An 18394-nucleotide genomic window follows, 5' to 3' on the forward strand; every position below is an offset into this window, starting at 1 on the left:
CCGGGAACCCGTCCGGGGCGGCGGGTCCGGGGCGGTTACGCGCCCCGCCCTCCCCGGGACGGGCCGGGGAGGGCGGGGTGCGGTGGCCCCTCGCGGGGCCGGGTGGATCAGGCGGCGGGCAGGGCGTCGAGCTGCGCCTGGATACGGGCGATGTCCTCGTCCGCCTTGGTGAGCCGGCCCCGGATCTTGTCCACGACCTGGTCGGGCGCCTTCGCCAGGAACGCCTCGTTGCCGAGCTTGGCGGTGGCCTGGGCCTTCTCCTTCTCCGCCGCGCCGAGGTCCTTGGCCAGCCGCTTGCGTTCGGCGGCGATGTCGATCGTCCCGGACAGGTCCAGGGCGACCTCGACCCCGGAGACCGGCAGTGTCGCCGTGGCGGCGAAGCTCCCGCCCTCCGGCTGGAGCCGCAGCAGCTGCCGGATGGCCGCCTCGTGCGGGGCGAGCGGCGAACCGTCGAGACCGAGCCGGGCGGGCACCCGCTGACCGGGCTGGAGGCCCTGGTCGGCACGGAAGCGGCGGACCTCGGTGATCAGCTGCTGGACGGTGCCGATCTCCCGCTCGGCGGCGGTGTCCCGGAAGCCGCTGTCCTTCGGCCAGTCCGCGATCACCAGGGACTCGCCCCCGGTGAGGGTGGTCCACAGGGTCTCGGTGACGAACGGCACGATCGGGTGCAGCATCCGCAGGGTGACGTCGAGCACCTCGCCGAGGACCCGGCCGGAGACCTTCGCCGCCTCGCCGCCGCCCATGAACGTGGTCTTGGACAGCTCGACGTACCAGTCGAAGACCTCGTCCCACGCGAAGTGGAACAGCGCGTCGGAGAGCTTCGCGAACTGGTAGTCGTCGTAGAGGGCGTCGACCTCCGCGACGGTCGCGTTCAGCCGGGACAGGATCCACCGGTCGGTCGCCGACATCTCCTCGGCGGACGGCAGCTCGCCCTCGACGGTCGCCCCGTTCATCAGGGCGAACCGGGTGGCGTTCCAGATCTTGTTGGCGAAGTTGCGCGAGCCCTGGACCCAGTCCTCGCCGATCGGCACGTCGACGCCCGGGTTGGCGCCGCGCGCCAGGGTGAAACGCAGGGCGTCGGAGCCGTACTTGTCCATCCAGTCGAGCGGGTTGACCGCGTTGCCGAAGGACTTCGACATCTTCTTGCCGAACTGGTCACGGACCATGCCGTGCAGGACGATCGTGCGGAACGGGGGCGTGCCGTCCATCGCGTACAGACCGAACATCATCATCCGGGCGACCCAGAAGAACAGGATGTCGTAGCCGGTGACGAGGACGGAGTTCGGATAGAACTTCGCGAGGCTGTCGGTCCGCTCCGGCCAGCCGAGCGTGGAGAACGGCCACAGGCCCGACGAGAACCAGGTGTCGAGGACGTCGGTGTCCTGGTGCCAGCCCGCACCGGACGGCGGCTGCTCGTCGGGGCCGACGCAGACGACCTCGCCGTTCGGGCCGTACCAGACGGGGATGCGGTGGCCCCACCACAGCTGGCGGGAGATCGTCCAGTCGTGCAGGTTGTCGACCCAGTCGAAGTACCGCTTCTCCATCTCCCGCGGGTGGATGTCGACCCGGCCGTCGCGGACCGCGTCACCGGCGGCCTTGGCGAGGGTCCCGACCTTGACCCACCACTGGAGGGACAGCCGCGGCTCGATGGTGGTGCGGCAGCGCGAGCAGTGGCCGACGGAGTGCGTGTACGGGCGCTTCTCGGCCACGATCCGGCCCTCCGCGCGCAGCGCGGCGACGATCGCGGAACGGGCCTCCATCCGGTCCAGGTCCTGGAAGGGCCCGGGGACGGTGATGATCGCGCGCTCGTCGAGGACCTTGATGGACGGCAGACCGTGCCGCCGGCCGATCTCGAAGTCGTTCGGGTCGTGGGCGGGCGTCACCTTGACCGCGCCGGTGCCGAACTCGGGGTCGACGTGCTCGTCGGCGACGACGGGGATCCGCCGGTCGGTGAGCGGCAGGGCGATCGTCCGGCCGACGAGGTGGCGGTAGCGCTCGTCGTCGGGGTGCACGGCGACGGCGGTGTCACCGAGCATGGTCTCCGCGCGGGTCGTCGCGACGACCAGGGAGTCCTCGCCCTCGCCGTAGCGGATGGAGACCAGCTCACCGTCGTCGTCCTGGTACTCGACCTCGATGTCGGAGATCGCGGTGAGACAGCGCGGACACCAGTTGATGATGCGCTCGGCGCGGTAGATCAGCTCGTCGTCGAAGAGCCGCTTGAAGATCGTCTGGACGGACCGGGAAAGGCCCTCGTCCATGGTGAAGCGCTCACGGTCCCAGTCGACACCGTCACCGAGACGGCGCATCTGCCCGGAGATCTGCCCGCCGGACTCGTCCTTCCACTGCCACACCCGCTCGACGAACGCCTCCCGGCCGAGGTCGTGCCGGGACTTGCCCTCCTTGCCCAGCTCACGCTCGACGACGTTCTGGGTGGCGATGCCCGCGTGGTCCATACCGGGCTGCCACAGCGTCTCGAAGCCCTGCATACGCTTGCGGCGGGTCAGCGCGTCGATCAGCGTGTGCTCGAAGGCGTGCCCGAGATGCAGGCTGCCGGTGACGTTGGGCGGCGGGATGACGACGGTGAACGGCGGCTTGTCGCTCGCCGCGTCGGCGGCGAAGTAACCACGCTCCACCCAGCGCTCGTACAGCTCCCCCTCTACCTCGGCCGGCGCGTACTGGGTCGGCAGTTCGGAGGTGGGCGCTGGATTCTGCTGCTGAGAGTTCTCGGTCACGGGGTCAGTTTAGAGGCGTCACGGTCCCGCACTGAAACCCGTTGTTTTGGTAACGGTGCGGCCCCCGCCGGTCACTTCGCCGGTCCGTTGCGTCAGGATGTCGGGAACACGTAAACATCGGGGAGGGAACGTCCGCATGAGTTACAACCAGCCGGGCCCGTACGACGGGCAGCAGCAGCCGCAGCAGCCCGGGCCGTACGGTCAGCCGGGGCCTTACGGCCAGCAGCCGCAGGCTCCGCAGCCCGGCTACGGCTATCCGCAGCAGCCGCCTCCTCAGCCGGGGTACGGCTACCCGCAAGCGCAGCCCCCGCAGCCGGGCTACGGCTACCCGCAGGCGGGCCAGCCCGGTCAGCCGCAGGCACCGGGCCAGGACCCCGGCTACGGCTACGCGCAGCCCCCGGCACCGGGCGGCGGCAAGAAGAAGACGGGCCTGATCATCGGTGCCGTCGCGGTCGTCGCGGCGATCGGCGTCGGTGTGTACCTCGTCGTCGGCGGCTCGGGCGGGAGCTCCGCCCTGTCGGACGACGGGCCGCACAAGCTGACCACGCCGGCCGACATCCTGGACGGCGAGTACAAGCGGATGACGCCGGACAACCCGCCGGAGGACGCCTCGACGTCCGACAGCGCCAAGGAGCTCGCGAAGAGCGGGGTCACCGACGCCAAGGCCGTCACCGGCATCTACTCGACGTTCGACATGAGCGGCGGCACCCAGCCGACCCCGGAGGAGATCGCCGGCTCCAAGGCCGTCACCTTCGTCGGCCTGTACGGCAAGGTGAAGGACCCGGAGGCCGCCCTGGACTCCGCGTTCACCGGGATGGCCAAGGAGAAGGGCGAGGCCCTCAAGGTCCTCGGTGCCCCCGAGAAGGTGACCCCGGACGGACTCGACGGCGCCGTCATGAAGTGCCAGAAGGCCCAGGCCAAGGACGAGACGGGCAAGCTCGACACCCAGTACCTGTGCATGTGGGCCGACTACAGCACCCTGGCCCTGGTGATCCCGGCCGAGAGCGGCACCGGCGTCTCGCTGAACGTCTCCGCCCAGGTCACCGCGGATGTCCGCAAGGACGTACGCGTGAAGAACTGACCCATGACCCGCGCCGAGCAGGTGCGGGATCGCGGGAGGGGCCCCGGACGACATGTCGTCCGGGGCCCCTCCTGTACGTATCCGTCCGGCCGGTGGCCGTGCGCCGCCTCACACGGTCACGGTCACGGTCACGCCGTCTTCTGCTCGCCCGGCCCGCGGCCCCGGGCGTCCCGGGGGATCAGGGTCGGGTTGACGTTCGACTTGACGACCTCGGCGGTGATGACGACCCGGGCGACGTCCTTGCGGGACGGCACCTCGTACATCACCGACATCAGGACCTCCTCCATGATGGCGCGCAGACCGCGCGCGCCGGTCTGGCGGAGGATCGCCTGGTCCGCGATGGCTTCCAGGGCGCCGCGCTCGAAGTCCAGCTCCACACCGTCGATCTCGAAGAGGCGCTGGTACTGCTTCATGAGCGCGTTGCGCGGCTCGACCAGGATCTGGAGCAGGGCCTCGCGGTCCAGGTTGTGGACCGAGGTGATCACCGGGAGACGGCCGATGAACTCGGGGATCATCCCGAACTTCACCAGGTCCTCCGGCATGACCTCCTCGAACTGGTCCTTCGACTCCAGCTCCCGCTTGGAGCGGATGGTCGCCCCGAAACCGATGCCCTTGGCGCCCGCCCGGGACTCGATGATCTTCTCCAGCCCCGCGAAGGCGCCACCCACGATGAACAGCACGTTCGTGGTGTCGATCTGGATGAACTCCTGGTGCGGGTGCTTGCGTCCGCCCTGCGGCGGTACGGAGGCGGTGGTGCCCTCCAGGATCTTCAGCAGGGCCTGCTGGACGCCCTCGCCCGACACATCGCGGGTGATCGACGGGTTCTCGCTCTTGCGGGCGACCTTGTCGATCTCGTCGATGTAGATGATGCCGGTCTCGGCCTTCTTGACGTCGTAGTCAGCGGCCTGGATCAGCTTCAGCAGGATGTTCTCGACGTCCTCGCCGACATAACCCGCCTCCGTCAGCGCCGTCGCGTCCGCGATGGCGAACGGGACGTTCAGCATCCGGGCGAGCGTCTGCGCGAGCAGCGTCTTGCCGGAACCGGTGGGTCCGAGCAGCAGGATGTTGGACTTGCCCAACTCGATGATGTCGTCGCGTCCTTGGGACCCGCCGCTCTCACCTGCCTGGACCCTCTTGTAGTGGTTGTAGACCGCGACCGAGAGGGACTTCTTCGCGGCCTCCTGGCCGACGACATATCCCTCAAGGAACTCGTAGATCTCGCGGGGCTTGGGCAGTTCCTCCCAGCGCACCTCGCTCGTCTCCGCGAGTTCCTCCTCGATGATCTCGTTGCAGAGGTCGATGCACTCGTCGCAGATGTACACACCGGGGCCTGCGATGAGCTTCTTGACCTGCTTCTGGCTCTTGCCACAGAACGAGCACTTGAGCAGATCGCCGCCGTCACCGATGCGTGCCACGAGGTGCTTCCCCTTCGCCTGGGAGACGCCGCGTAAGCGACTCCTGGTGCCTCATATCCGACGGTACCTTGCCGGGCCCCCCGTTCGGGCCCCTCTTGGCGCGGTTCACTTCGACGTGGACCACGCCAAGAGGCAGCAAATCATGCCGTGATGGGTCAGACGACCGAGGTGTTGTTCATCTTCCGGGTGGAGATGACCTGGTCGATCAGCCCGTAGGCCAGCGCGTCCTCGGCCGTGAGGATCTTGTCGCGCTCGATGTCCTCGCGGATCTTCTCGATCGGCGTGGTGGAGTGCTTGGCCAGCATGTCCTCCAGCTGGGCGCGCATCCGCAGGATCTCGTTCGCGGCGATCTCCAGGTCGGAGACCTGTCCGCGGCCGGTCTCGCTGTACGGCTGGTGGATCAGCACCCGCGCGTTGGGCAGGGCCATGCGCTTGCCGGGCGTGCCGGCGGCGAGCAGGATCGCGGCGGCGGAGGCTGCCTGGCCCATGCAGACCGTCTGCACCTCCGGCTTCACGAACTGCATCGTGTCGTAGATCGCCGTGAGCGCGGTGAACGAGCCACCGGGGCTGTTGATGTACAGCGAGATGTCACGGTCGGGGTCCATCGACTCCAGGCACAGCAGCTGCGCCATGACGTCGTTGGCGGAGGCGTCGTCGACCTGGACACCCAGGAAGATGATCCGCTCCTCGAAGAGCTTCGCGTACGGGTCGTACTCGCGCACACCCTGCGAGGTGCGCTCGACGAAGCGGGGGATGATGTAGCGGGACTCGGCTCGGGGGCCGGCGTACTCAGCCTGCGTACGGGCGTAGAGGCCGCTGCCGGGGAAATCGTTCACTGTCTCTCCTGATAGGCGCTGTGGCGGTCGGCTGGGGGCGCTGAGGGGGTCGTGCGGCCCGGGCGGGGGCGGGGCACCGGGCTTCCTCGCCCCGGCCCCTTGCCCGCACCGGCCGTCCGGACTCAGGCCGCCCCGGTGCCTCCGCCGCCCGGCATACCGGCCGCGGTGGGCATGATGTCGTCGATCAGGCCGTACTGCTTGGCCTCGATCGGGTCGAACCAGCGGTCACGGTCCGAGTCACGGGTGATCTGCTCGACGGTCTGACCGGTGTGGAACGAGGTCAGCTCCGCCATCCGCTTCTTGGTGTGCAGCAGCCGCTCGGCGTGGATCTTGATGTCCGAGGCCGAGCCCGCGAGACCCGCGGACGGCTGGTGGATCAGGATCTCGGCGTTCGGCAGGGCGAACCGCTTGCCCGGGGTACCCGCGGACAGCAGGAACTGGCCCATGGAGGCCGCCATGCCCATGGCGATCGTCACCACATCGTTCTTGATGTACTGCATGGTGTCGTAGATCGCCATACCCGCGGTGATCGAGCCGCCGGGGCTGTTGATGTAGAGGAAGATGTCCTTGTCCGGGTCGGAGGCAAGGAGCAGCAGCTGTGCGGTGATCTTGTTGGCGATGTCGTCGTCGACCGGCTGGCCGAGGAAGATGATCCGCTCGTTGAGCAGCCGGTTGTAGACCTGGTCGCCGAGGCCACCACCGATGGAAGGCTCACCGGCGGCGGAGGGCATCAGATTCGTCACGTATCCACCTGCTCGTCTTACGACGGCGCCGGGCCGTCTCACGTCTTCTGCTGGGGCATGGGGCCCTCGCTGCGCCGCGTCGCGGCGGTCCGGGGGCTCCCCTGCCCTCGTATTCATGGACCCTAACGCGATGGGGGCCGGGGGCCATCCCGCATAAGGAACTGTTCGCTGTCAGCGCAGGTCGTCGGCACCGGGCCCGGCGAGCGGCCGGGTGGGACCCGTCCCCCTTGTCCCCCTTGGGCACGGGTGTACGAGGACGGGGGCGCGGGGCGGCGCCGGCCGGTACCGGGGAGGGGGTCCGGCGGGGGCCGGGGGACGGGTCCGGCGGGGACCCGCGGGTGGCCTGTACGGGGTGCGGGAACGGCCGAGGGGCCCGGGAAGCGTGACGCTTTCCGGGCCCCTCGGGGTGCCGCTGTGTACCGCGTGGATCAGGACTGGTCGGACGCGTCCGACTTCGCCTCGGCGGACTCGGACGGCTCGGCGGCGGCCTCGGTGACCGTCTCCTCCTCGTCCTCGTCGTCCAGGTCGACGACCTCGCCGTTGGTGTCCTTGACGGTGGCCGACTCGACGACGACGGCGAGCGCCTTGCCGCGGGCGACCTCGCCCACCAGCATCGGCACCTGGCCGCCCTCGACCACGGCCTGGGCGAACTGGTCGGGGGACATACCGGAGGACGCCGCACGCCGCATGAGGTGCTCGGTGAGCTCCTCCTGGTTGACGTTCAGCTTCTCCTTGCTGACCAGCTCGTCGAGGACGAACTGGGTCTTGATGCCCTTGAGCGCGGCGTCCTTGGTCTCGCTGTCGAACTCCTCGGCGGTCTTGCCCTGGATCTCCAGGTACTTGTCGAGGGTCAGACCCATCTGGCCGAGCTGGTGGTGCTCAAGGTTGTGCTTGCGGGTGTTGATCTCGTCCTCGAGCAGCTTGTCCGGGACGGGCACCTCGACCAGTTCGAGCAGCTTCTCCAGGACCCGCTCCTGGGCCTGGGTGGCCTGGTCGTACTGCTTCATGTTCGCCAGCCGCTTGCGGCTGTCGTCCTTGAGCTCGTCGAGGGTGTCGAACTCCGACGCGAGCTGCGCGAAGTCGTCGTCCAGCTCCGGCAGCTCACGGGAGGCGACCTGGCTGACCTTGACGGTCACCTCGGCCTCCTTGCCCGCGGCGGAGCCGCCCTTGAGCTCGGAGGTGAAGGTGGCCTCAGCCCCGGCCTCCAGGCCCTTCACGGCCTCGTCGATGCCTTCCAGCAGCTCACCCGAGCCGATGGTGTAGGACACGGCGCTGGCGACGCCGTCCTCCAGCACCTCGCCGTCGACCTTGGCTTCCAGGTCGAGGGTGAGGACGTCACCGTCCTGGGCGGCGCGCTCGACCGGCGAGGTGGACGCGAAGCGCTCGCGCAGCTCCTCGACGGCCTTGGCGATGTCCTCGTCGGTGACCTCGATGGCGTCGACCTCGACCTCGATACCCGAGTAGTCGGGAATCTCGATCGCCGGACGGATGTCGACCTCGGCGGTGAAGTTCAGCGTCTCGCCGTCCTTCAGCTCCGTGATGTCGACCTCGGGCTGTCCGAGGACATTCAGCTCGGCCTCGTTCACGGCCTCGGTGTAGAACTTCGGAAGCGCGTCGTTGACGGCCTCCTCCAGCACGGCACCACGGCCGAAGCGCTGGTCGATGACCCGGGCCGGGATCTTGCCCTTCCGGAAACCCTTCACCGTGACCTGCTGGTTGATCTTCTTGTACGCCGCGTCGAGGCTGGGCTTGAGCTCCTCGAAGGGCACCTCAACAGTGAGCCGAACCCGAGTCGGGTTCAGGGTCTCCACGGCGCTCTTCACGGTTCGGTCTCCTTGTGGCTGACTGCTTGGGTTGCTACCTGGCCGCACCCGGGAACGGGGAGCCTCGGCGGAGTCGCGGCCCCGAGAGACGTACGTGTGCGTGTCACAGACCCGCCGAACCTGATTCTCGGTGTGGCGGTGCTGTGTACTGAACGTGCGGACACACGGGCGCGCAACCTGCATAGTAACCGCAGGCGATACGCGCCCCAAAGGTGATCTTCATGTGGTCGGGGTGGCGGGATTTGAACCCACGGCCTTCCGCTCCCAAAGCGGACGCGCTACCAAGCTGCGCCACACCCCGTCGGTGCGACACAGAGGGTACATGGCCGCAGGCTGCGGGGCTCCCGCATTTCGCGGGCGGCGTGGCTCCTGGACACGGGTGTGCGACGAGGGGCCGCGACCCGCTAGGATGCTGCCCGTGCCGCGGTCCTTGACCTGCGGCGCGACCGTGCGGGCGTAGCTCAATGGTAGAGCCCTAGTCTTCCAAACTAGCTACGCGGGTTCGATTCCCGTCGCCCGCTCCAGGCCGTACCGGGGCCGGGTCGGAGGATGTCCCTGAGGGGGCGCCCGCCGACCCGGCCCCGCGGCGTTCCCGGCCCTGCGGCTCCGCCCGGCGACCTTGCCCGGCGCCGCGGTTCTTCCGGCCCCCGGCTTTTCCGGCCCTGCCGCGCGCACGCCTCGCTCGGGGACGTGGCACGCCTCGGCCATTCCCGCTCCGCCGCAGGGGACAGCTTCATCCTTAGACTTCGCGCACGGGCGCGGACCGTGGGCGCGCGCGAAGAGGCCCGTGGCCCGGCGTGCGGCCACGGGTCGGTGACGGGACCGTCGGTCCGGGCCGGTCAGGGGTCGATCGAGCCGATCGAGTTGCCCACGGCGTCCAGGAAGTTCTCGATGTCGTCGGCCATCCCCGTGGAAGCCAGGAAGAAGCCGAAGAGTATGGCGACGACGGCGGGTCCCGCCTTGAGCGATCCTCCCCTGATCAGCACCACGAGGATGATCGCCAACAGCAGTACCACTGACAGCGAAATGGCCACTCTCATCACACACCCTCGGTCGGTTCAGGCTCCCCGGCCGGGGGTGCGACCCCGCACGCCCCGCCAGAACCATCGTGCCACCAACCGGCCCGGACCATGCGGCCGGTGACAGATCGTCGGGATACGGGTTGACGGCGGACCTCGCGCGAAGGGCCGCGCGGGAGGGGCGGGAGCCCTGGCCGGAGCCCCGGGCACGCGGAGGGCGGGGCGGACCCCGGACGGGGAAGCCGGGAATTCCCGTATGTCCCGCCGGTTGAATTCAAGCCGATCGTTTCGAGGTTCACACAGTTTGTTCGCAGGTATTTCGAATGCGCCGTGCCGCTATCCCGGAAGACATGACCGCCGGCATCGCGGCCGGATCGTCCGTTCGGCCGGGGGTGTCCCCCGAATGGGCGATGGGCGAACATTCCGCCGGTGACACCCGTGCACGTTATGCACCGTTTAAGCCGGAAGAAAGCGTACGTAACGGTCAACTCTGTTGCTGCACAAGCCACCTTCAGGGCTCTGACCAGGGACGCGCAACCCGCAGGTGCACTTCTCCGAATACGGGGTAGGCGCATCGCATGGGTCGATTTCCGCGAGATACGGAGCGAGAAACCTCGGGGCGCGTTTCACCAAATGCCGCCCCCGACGCTAGGGTTCCTCAAATGTTTCCCACTGCCCTGCCCCACGCACGCGCGGTGAGGTCACGGATCGTTTCCCCCAGCTCCTGGTGGGAGGGCCTGTGATCAACTCGCTACGACCGTCCGGCCGTCATTCCGCACCAACCCCGTCGGCCACCGGACCGGACCGCACCACCACGCCGACCGACCACAGCGAACCCGCCGACGGCGTGCCGACCCCCCGCACCCGCCGCGGCGGTCCCCCGGCGACGTCGACCCCCTCCGGGGACGCGGGCAAGCCCGCCGCGCAGCGCGACCCGTTCTTCGACAACGCCAAGTACCTGGCCATCGTGCTGGTCGCCATGGGACACGCGTGGGAGCCGCTGACCGATCAGAGCCGCACCGCGAACGCGCTCTATCTGACCGTGTACGCCTTCCATATGCCGGCCTTCATCCTGATCTCGGGCTACTTCTCGCGGAACTTCGACATGAGTCCCGCCCGGGTCCGCAAGCTGCTGACCACGGTCGTCGCGCCGTACATCGCCTTCGAGATCGCGTACACCGTCTTCAAGCGCTGGGCCGACGACGATCCCGGGCACCAGCTCAGCCTGCTCGATCCGTGGTACCTGACCTGGTTCCTGATCGCCCTCTTCGTCTGGCGGGTGTCCACCCCGCTGTGGAGGGTGGTGCGCTGGCCGGTGCCCGTCTCCCTGGGGATCGCCGCGCTCGCCTCCGTCTCGCCGAACATCGGCGACGACTTCGACCTCCAGCGGGTCCTCCAGTTCCTCCCCTTCTTCGTCATCGGTCTGCGCGCGCGGCCCGAGCACTTCCAGCTGATGCGGCGCCGTGAGGTGCGGCTGCTGTCGCTGCCGGTGTTCGCCGCCGCGCTGGTCGTCGCCTGGTGGGCGGTGCCCCGGATGGAGACGGGCTGGCTCTACCACAGCAGCAGCGCGCAGGAGTTGGGCGCGCCCTGGTGGACCGGGCCGGTGATGACGTTCGCGCTGTTCGGGTGCTCGATGGCGCTCACCGTGGGGTTCCTGTCCTGGGTGCCGCGGCGCCGGACCTGGTTCACGGTGCTGGGCGCGGGCACGTTGTGCGGGTACCTGCTGCACGGGTTCCTCGCGAAGGGGTCCCGCTTCTGGGGCTGGTACGACGCGCCCTGGGTGCATGAGCCCTACGGGCAGGTGGTCGTGACGCTGGTCGCGGGGGGCGCGGTGACTCTTATGTGTACGCCGCCTGTGCGGCGGGCGTTGGGGTTCGCGTTGGAGCCGAGGCTGGCGTGGGCCATGCGGAAGGATGCGGCGGAGGTCGCGCGCGAACGGGTTCACTCTCCCGGGTGACCCCGTGACCCTGTCGCCCCGCGCCCCGTCGCTCGCGCCCCTGGGTCTGTCCGGCTGGGCGTACTTCGTTGCTGTGCCGTCGCTCGGTGGTTTTGCGCAGTTCCCCGCGCCCCTTTGGGGCGCCCCCGGTCTGTTCTTCGGGTCGGTGCCGGTCGGGATTCTCCGTCCTCGCTCCAACGCGCTCGGTCGGACATCCCCCTTACCCGACTGAAGAGCATCGGAGTCTGCGGGCAGAAATTCCCGCCCACCCCCTCCCGTGAGTCCTGCGACTGCACGAGGAGGATGGCGAAAAGCAACAGCAAGGGGCTGAGGCGCCCCCAAAGGGGCGCGGGGAACTGCGCAAAAGACGAGGGCCGACCCGCACCCGAACAGCGACCGCAACGGGGCAGCATCCAGGGGCGCGGGGAACTGCGCACCCACGAACGACCCGCACAGGGAACAAGTACGCCCAGCACAGGGAACCTCGGGGGCGCGAGCGAAGGCGACCTGCGGGGAACTGCGCACCCACGTCCGACCCGCACAGGGACAAGTACGTTCAGCACAGGGAACCCCGGAGGGCTACGTGCGGGGGGTGCGGAGGATGGCTCGGGCCGGGAGGGCTGTGGTGGCGAGGCCCAGGATTATCGCGGCGGCGACGAACGCCCCGTACAGGAGGGGCGGGACGTACGGTGCCCCGCCGGTGAGGCCCCGCACCATGGGGACCAGCGTCGCCAGCGCTATCGCGCTGCCGATGACCACTCCCGCGACAGCCACCAGCAGCGCCTCCCAGCGGATCATCCGCAGCACCTGACGCCGCGTGGAACCGATCAGCCGCAGCATGCCCAGCTCCCGGCGCCGGTCGAGGACCGTCATGACCAAGGTGTTGCCCGCCGCGACCGCGGCGAAGCCGCCGAGGACGGCCGCCATCAGTGTGTTGGCCCAGGCGTTCAGCTCACGTTCCACCGAGGCCGCCGTGTGGTAGCCGTCCCGGTCCAGCACCGTGCCGTACGCGGCCAGGTCCCCGGCGGAGCCGCCCTTGGCCCACAGCTCGCTGTCGAAGGCGTCGGTGACATGACGGGCGAGGTCACCCCGGGCCATGGTGACCTGGGAGAGGCCCAGTCCGTGCTCATAGGTGGCGACGACCTTCGGGGAGGACTTCGTACCGTCGGGCAGCCGCAGGGTGATCCGGTCGCCGACCCGGACATCGGCGCCCGCCGCGACGCGGGTGTCGAGGGCCACCCGGCCGGGTGCGAGGTCGAGCGCGCCCGTACGGACGTCGAGGTCCTGGACGGCGCCCAGGTGCTGGGTGGAGCCGCTGACGCCCTGGGTCGAGGCCGCTTGCAGCATGGCGCTCGCGCCCGAGCCCGACTCGAAGAGCACCGTGGTCCTCAGCAGCCCCACCGCCGCGGTGACACCGGGACGCCCGGCCGCCTCGGCGACCGCACCGGGGTCCAGCCCGCCCGACGGGGGCCGCACGATGTGGTCCGCGGTGATCCCGGCGCTCTGCTGACGGGCCGTGGCCCGGTCCTGGCTGGTGTGCATGAACACGAGGGTCGAGGCGAACGCGACGGCGAGCACGATCGGGGTGATGGCGGAGGCCAGCCGCCGGGCGTTGCTGCGGGAGTTGGCCGCCGCGAGCGAGCCGGAGGGCCCGGCGCCGCGCAGTGGCAGTCCCACGAGGGCGGCGCAGGCGCGTGCCACGAGCGGTCCGAGCAGGGCGACCGCGATCATGAAGAGCATGACGACACCGAGTGCGGCGTTCGCCGCGTCGTCCCCGGACATGTTCTGCGCGAGTCCGGCGAAGGTGAGACCGCCGGCCGTCGCGGCGACGCCCAGGCCGATCCGTATCCAGCCGGGCCGGGTCCGCTCGACGGCCGCCTCGGCCAGTGCCTGGCCCGGCCGGACGCGGGAGGGCCGGCGCGCCGCCGCCCAGCCCGCGGCGAGTCCGGTGAGGACCACGGCACCGACCGCGACCAGCGGGGGCAGCGGGGACACCGCCAGGTCCACCGCGCGGGGGACCGCGCCCTTGTCCTGGAGCTGACCGAACCACCAGGAGGCCAGCGCGATCCCGGGCAGACAGCCGAGCGCTCCCGCGATGGGGGCGACCAGCAGGGATTCCGTGGCGATGGTGCGCCGGATCTGGCGGGGTGTGGTGCCGATCGCGCGCAGCAGCGCGTACTCACGGGCGCGCTGACCCACCGAGAGGGCGACCGTACCGGCGGCGGTGAAGACGGCGACCATGGTGGCGACGCCGCCGAAGGAGGCGCCGATCCCGACCAGGAGTTCCTCGGCGTCGTCGACGCGGGTCTCCTCGACGCTGCCCCGGCTGTCACCGGTGTGGACCATGGCGTGCTTGCCGAGCGCGGCGCCGACCTGGGCCTTCAGCTCGGACGCGGAGACCCCGTCCTTCGGCAGGACGGCGATGGCGTCGACCCGGCCGGGGTGGCCGGAGAGCCGGACGGCCTCCCGGTCGTCGAACCAGACGGTGGGTGTGGTGGCCGCGACGAGCGCGGAGACCCGGAGGTCGCGCGGGCCGTCGGCCGTGGTGAGGGTGACCCGGTCCCCGACCGCGGGGACTCCGCCGTCGGCGGTGCGTACCGGGGTGTCCTGGGTGAGGGCGACCTCACCGCTGCCCGGGGCCCGCCCCTTCGACGGCTGTTCCCCGGTGAAGGCGGTCGCGCCCCAGCCGTGCGCGGTGAGCGTATGGCCACCCGCGCGGACGGGGTAGGTGACGTCCGGGACGGCGGCACGGGCCCCGTCGACAGCGGCGGCCCGGGCCACGAGGGCGTGGTCGAGCCTGGCGCGGTCGGGGACGGGCGCGCCGTTGTCCGTGCGTTCCTCGCCGGTGCCGGTGATGAAGTGGGCGCGCTGGGCGGCCGCGGCGACGACCGGCGCGGACGCGTAGCGGGTGGGCGGGACGGAGGCGCGCAGGCCCGTCTCCAGCAGGACACCGCAGGCGGTGACGACCATCGCGGCCATGAAGAGGGCGACGAAGGTGCCCATGAAGGCGGCGGGTTTGAAGCGGACCGCCGCGCGGGCGAGGCCGTTGGTCCGGGGCATCAGGCGACCGCTCCGGCGGTGCGGCGGTGGCGCGTGGTGAGGTCGGTCATCCGGGCGGCGATCGTCTGCGCGGACGCGTGGTCGAGCTGGTCGGCGAGCGAGCCGTCGGCCAGGAACAGGACCCGGTCGGCCCAGGCCGCGGCGGCCGGGTCATGGGTCACCATCACGACGGTGGCGCCGAGTCCGTCGACCGCGGTGCGCATCAGGCCCAGTATCTCGGTGGCCGTGGTGGTGTCCAGGGCGCCGGTCGGTTCGTCCGCGAAGATCACGTCGGGGCGGGTGACCAGGGCGCGGGCGACGGCCACGCGCTGCTGCTGGCCGCCGGAGAGCTCGGACGGCCGGCGGTGGCCCTTGTCGCCCAGGCCGACCTGGCCGAGGACCTCCGCCGCGCGGTGGCGGTCGGGGCGGCGGCCCGCGAGGCGCATCGGGAGGAGGACGTTCTGCTCGACCGTCAGGGACGGGAGCAGGTTGAACGCCTGGAAGACGAAGCCGAGACGGGCCCGGCGCAGCTCCGTGAGCTTGTTCTCGTTCATGGTGGTGATGTCCGTGCCGCCGAGGCGGACCGTCCCGTCGCTCGGGCGGTCGAGACCGGCGGCGCACTGGAGGAAGGTCGACTTGCCGGACCCGGAGGGACCCATCACGGCGGTGAAGCTGCCGTGCGGGAGGGCGAGGTCGATGCCGCGGAGCGCGTGGACGGTGGCCCTGCCCTTGCCGTAGCGCCGCTGGACGGCACGCAGTTCCACCGCCCAGGAGGTGTGGGGTGCGGATGCCTGCACGGGGCGCTTCGGGTCACGGGTCCTGCGCAAGCGCATGGCCTCCGCCTCTCTTGATTCATCTTCGTCGTGTGGTGCCGCCTTCGAAGTTACGGAGCCGGGGACCGGCGCACCATGAGGTGCGCCGCCGAAGGGGGGTGGGGTTCTCCCCACCCCCCGACCTGGGGTTTCTTTCCCCCGGGGGGTGGAGGGGACGGCCGCCGGGGGAGATTGCGGCCCCTTGTCCGGGGAAGGGAGGGAGGCCGGGCCCGGTACGGCGGACGGCGGTGCGGATGCGGTGCGACGGGCAACCCGGTGCGACGGCGGGTGCGATGGCCGGTGCGGGCCGGGGTGATCGCCGGTGCGGGCCGGGGTGATGGCGGGTGCGAACGGTGTGCGGCCGGTGTGGCTGTGGGGCGGGTCCGGGGGGCGGGGTGCCGGGGTCCGTATGGGGGTCAGCACTCATCTCCGGTCGCGGCGATACTTTCTATATCAATCGTTCGGTAAGCTAAGTATTGACGTTCTCTTGACGCCCCCTTTGCCCAATCGCACGGAGGAGGAAGCCCATCGGACACGCGGACACACTGATCGCCATGGGCGGCGCGTTTCTCGCCGCCGCGGTCCTGGCACGGCTCGGCGGCCGTATCGGACTGCCCACCATCCCGCTCTTCATCCTGGCCGGGATACTCCTCGGCCCCCACACACCCGGCTTCGTGCTGGTCGCCGACCCGCACGACCTGGAGATGCTCTCCGCGCTCGGCCTGGTGCTGCTGCTCTTCTACCTCGGTCTCGAATTCCATCTGGACGACCTCAAGGCGGGCGGCCGCCGGATGGCGCTCGCCGGGACGGTCTATCTCGTGCTGAACGTCGGCGCGGGCCTCGGCTTCGGGTTCGCCCTCGGCTGGGGGACCTCGGAGGCGCTGGTCCTGGCCGGTGTGCTGGGGATCTCGTCGTCCGCGATCGTCACCAAGGTGCTCGTCGACACCAGGCGTCTCGGGAACCCGGAGACCAAGCCGATCCTCGGGATCATCGTGGTCGAGGACATCTTCCTCGCCCTGTATCTCGCGGCGCTCCAGCCCATCCTGTCCGGCGCCGACAGTTTTTCCGCCGCCGCCGCCGACGGCGGGAAGGCCTTCGGGTTCCTGCTGCTGCTCGCGCTGGCCGCCCGGTTCGGCACGAACGTGGTGGGACGGCTCTTCGCCACCAAAGATGACGAGCTGCTCGTCATCTCCTTCCTGGGGGCCGCCGTACTGGTCGCCGGGGTGTCCGAGTGGTTCGGGGTCGCCGACGCCATCGGCGCGTTCATGGTCGGTCTGATGCTCGGCAGCACCACGTCCGGCGAGCGCATCCGGCAGCTGGTGCATCCGCTGCGGGACGCCTTCGGCGCGATCTTCTTCTTCGCGTTCGGACTGTCCATCGCCCCCGGTGACCTGCCGGTGGTGCTGTGGCCCGTCCTCGCGGCCGTCGTGCTGACGCTCCTCATGAACGTCCTCGCCGGAGTGGGCGCCGCCCGGCTCTACGGGTTCGGTCCCGGACCCGCCGCGAACATCTCCACGACGCTCCTCGCGCGCGGGGAGTTCGCGCTGATCCTGGCGACCATGGCCGCGGGCGCCGGACTGGACGACCGGCTGTCGCCGTTCATCGCGGGATACGTGCTGCTGCTCGCCGTCCTCGGGCCGATGGCCGCCGGACGCTCCCACTGGCTCGCGCGGGTACTGCCCGGCGGACGCTCCGGACCGGACGGACCCGGCGGACCGGACACCGCCCAGGACACGAGGGAGGGAAGCCCGGCCGGTGCCGCCGTGTAGCGGCCCGGCCGTCCCACCCCCTAGCGCGGCGGATACACCGTGGTGGGGACGGAGTTCTGCGCCGGTACGCGCTCACCGGCCCCCATCCGCAGCAGCAGATCCACGGCGATGTCCGCGATCCGCTCGGTGTCCTGGACGATCGTCGCCCGGAAGGGGGTACCGGACTTGATGGCCGCGAGCGCGTCCGGTGTCCCGTCCACCCCCACCACCATCAGGCCGTCGTGGTGGTTGCCGCGCGCCTCGTGCTCCCGGAGCGCGTCGAGCGCGCCCAGCGCCATCTCGTCGTTGGTGCAGTAGATCGCGTCCAGCCCCTGTGCGCGTCTGAGCAGATGGCGCAGATGCTGGTCGACGATGTCCCGGCCGCTCTCCCGGGTGAACCGCCCCTCCTCGCTGACGTCCAGCCGCACGGGCGACACGAGCTCACGTATCCGCTCCGTGAAGCGTTCCTGCCGGCCCGTCTGGGCGTCACCGCCGACCACCAGCAGGGACGGCCGTTCCTTGCCCGCTTCGAGCAGTTCACGGCCCAGCCAGCTCGCCGCGCGCTCCCCTATCTCGTCGGGGTCGCACCCCACGAACGCGGTCCGCTCGGGCTGGTCCTCGGCCCGGGGGAAGGGCCGGACGTCCACGAACACCACGGGCAGCCCGAGCCCGGCGCAGAACTCCAGCAGCTCACGCCGCATCCGCTCGGGCTGACGGGGCACCACCAGGCCCCCGATGAACCGGTCCTTCCTGGCCCGCAGGGCGTCCATCTGGAGGATCTGGCTGCGCCCGTTGAAGTCGTACGGGGGCAGCTTGACCAGGAGGTCGACGCCGTGCCGGTCGAGCGAGCGCACGGTGTGGTCGAGCAGCAGGGAGAGATAGCGGGTCCGGGTGAAGGACGACACCAGGAGGAACGCCTGGGTCGCGTCACGGGGCAGCAGCCGCGCGCACAGGAACCCGGCCAGCATGGACACCGAGGCGATCGCGGCGAACACCCACAAGGGGACCCTGCTGTCCGACAGCACGCCCGTGAGTGCCGCCAGCGCGTTCCCGGCCAGGGCCAGCACGGCCCCGCTCACCACGGAGATCAGGATCTCGGGGACCAGCACACCGCGCAGCCGCCGCACTCGGTCCAAGGCCACTCCCCCACCAGCGCGCCGGATTCCGCGCCGAGCGTAGCAAGGGGGGCACGCTCCGCGAGGGCGAAGTA

General features: G+C 70.4%; 12 protein-coding genes and 2 tRNA genes. 4 read left to right on the forward strand and 10 right to left on the reverse strand.

The genetic code is table 11. From position 1 onward, the window contains the following. Positions 1–107: 107 nt before the first annotated feature. Positions 108–2732, reverse strand: a complete 2625-nt coding sequence (locus AB852_RS32130) for a valine--tRNA ligase (RefSeq protein WP_073793720.1) — start codon at positions 2730–2732, stop codon at positions 108–110. A 136-nt stretch (positions 2733–2868) separates the two neighbouring features. On the opposite strand from AB852_RS32130, the gene AB852_RS32135 reads away from it, so the two are divergent. After that, positions 2869–3813, forward strand: a complete 945-nt coding sequence (locus AB852_RS32135) for a hypothetical protein (RefSeq protein WP_073793721.1) — start codon at positions 2869–2871, stop codon at positions 3811–3813. 128 nt (positions 3814–3941) lie between these two features. Here AB852_RS32135 and clpX read toward each other — a convergent pair whose 3' ends face one another. From clpX to AB852_RS32160, 5 genes are all read right to left on the reverse strand, one after another. Next, positions 3942–5228 carry an ATP-dependent Clp protease ATP-binding subunit ClpX gene (gene clpX / locus AB852_RS32140; protein WP_073793722.1) on the reverse strand — a complete coding sequence of 429 codons (1287 nt, stop codon included), beginning with the start codon at positions 5226–5228 and terminating at the stop codon, positions 3942–3944. 155 nt (positions 5229–5383) lie between these two features. Then, positions 5384–6064: an ATP-dependent Clp protease proteolytic subunit gene (locus AB852_RS32145; protein ID WP_073793723.1), complete on the reverse strand. Its 681-nt coding sequence runs from the start codon at positions 6062–6064 to the stop codon at positions 5384–5386. Between the two features lie 122 nt (positions 6065–6186). Then, on the reverse strand, positions 6187–6795 hold the full coding sequence (locus tag AB852_RS32150; protein WP_073794309.1) for an ATP-dependent Clp protease proteolytic subunit: 609 nt from the start codon (positions 6793–6795) through the stop codon (positions 6187–6189). Between the two features lie 440 nt (positions 6796–7235). Then, positions 7236–8630, reverse strand: a complete 1395-nt coding sequence (gene tig, locus AB852_RS32155) for a trigger factor (RefSeq protein WP_073793724.1) — start codon at positions 8628–8630, stop codon at positions 7236–7238. 224 nt (positions 8631–8854) lie between these two features. Beyond that, positions 8855–8931: transfer RNA gene (locus AB852_RS32160), tRNA-Pro, on the reverse strand. 149 nt (positions 8932–9080) lie between these two features. Between AB852_RS32160 and AB852_RS32165 the strand changes: the two genes are divergently transcribed. Then, positions 9081–9154 (forward strand) — tRNA-Gly (locus AB852_RS32165). A gap of 315 nt (positions 9155–9469) precedes the next feature. Here the strand turns inward: AB852_RS32165 and AB852_RS32170 are convergent. Continuing rightward, positions 9470–9664 carry a hypothetical protein gene (locus AB852_RS32170; protein WP_073793725.1) on the reverse strand — a complete coding sequence of 65 codons (195 nt, stop codon included), beginning with the start codon at positions 9662–9664 and terminating at the stop codon, positions 9470–9472. Positions 9665–10388: 724 nt separating this feature from the next. On the opposite strand from AB852_RS32170, the gene AB852_RS32175 reads away from it, so the two are divergent. Beyond that, complete coding sequence (locus AB852_RS32175; protein ID WP_073793726.1) at positions 10389–11606, forward strand: acyltransferase family protein; 1218 nt, start codon at positions 10389–10391, stop codon at positions 11604–11606. Between the two features lie 558 nt (positions 11607–12164). Here the strand turns inward: AB852_RS32175 and AB852_RS32180 are convergent. Then, positions 12165–14645, reverse strand: coding sequence for an FtsX-like permease family protein (locus tag AB852_RS32180; protein WP_073793727.1), 2481 nt, complete (start codon positions 14643–14645; stop codon positions 12165–12167). Continuing rightward, positions 14645–15457: an ABC transporter ATP-binding protein gene (locus AB852_RS32185; RefSeq protein WP_079185069.1), complete on the reverse strand. Its 813-nt coding sequence runs from the start codon at positions 15455–15457 to the stop codon at positions 14645–14647. Before AB852_RS32185 ends, AB852_RS32180 begins: the two co-directional genes overlap by 1 nt. Positions 15458–15990: 533 nt before the next feature. Here AB852_RS32185 and AB852_RS32190 point away from each other — a divergent pair. After that, positions 15991–17205: a cation:proton antiporter gene (locus tag AB852_RS32190; RefSeq protein WP_073793728.1), complete on the forward strand. Its 1215-nt coding sequence runs from the start codon at positions 15991–15993 to the stop codon at positions 17203–17205. Positions 17206–17225: 20 nt separating this feature from the next. Here the strand turns inward: AB852_RS32190 and AB852_RS32195 are convergent, their stop codons facing one another. Further along, entirely contained in the window at positions 17226–18311 is a 1086-nt protein-coding gene (locus AB852_RS32195; protein ID WP_073793729.1) for a sugar ABC transporter substrate-binding protein, read from the reverse strand. Positions 18312–18394 lie beyond the last annotated feature (83 nt).

Source organism: Streptomyces uncialis (assembly GCF_001905345.1).
GTDB classification, from domain to species: domain Bacteria; phylum Actinomycetota; class Actinomycetes; order Streptomycetales; family Streptomycetaceae; genus Streptomyces; species Streptomyces uncialis.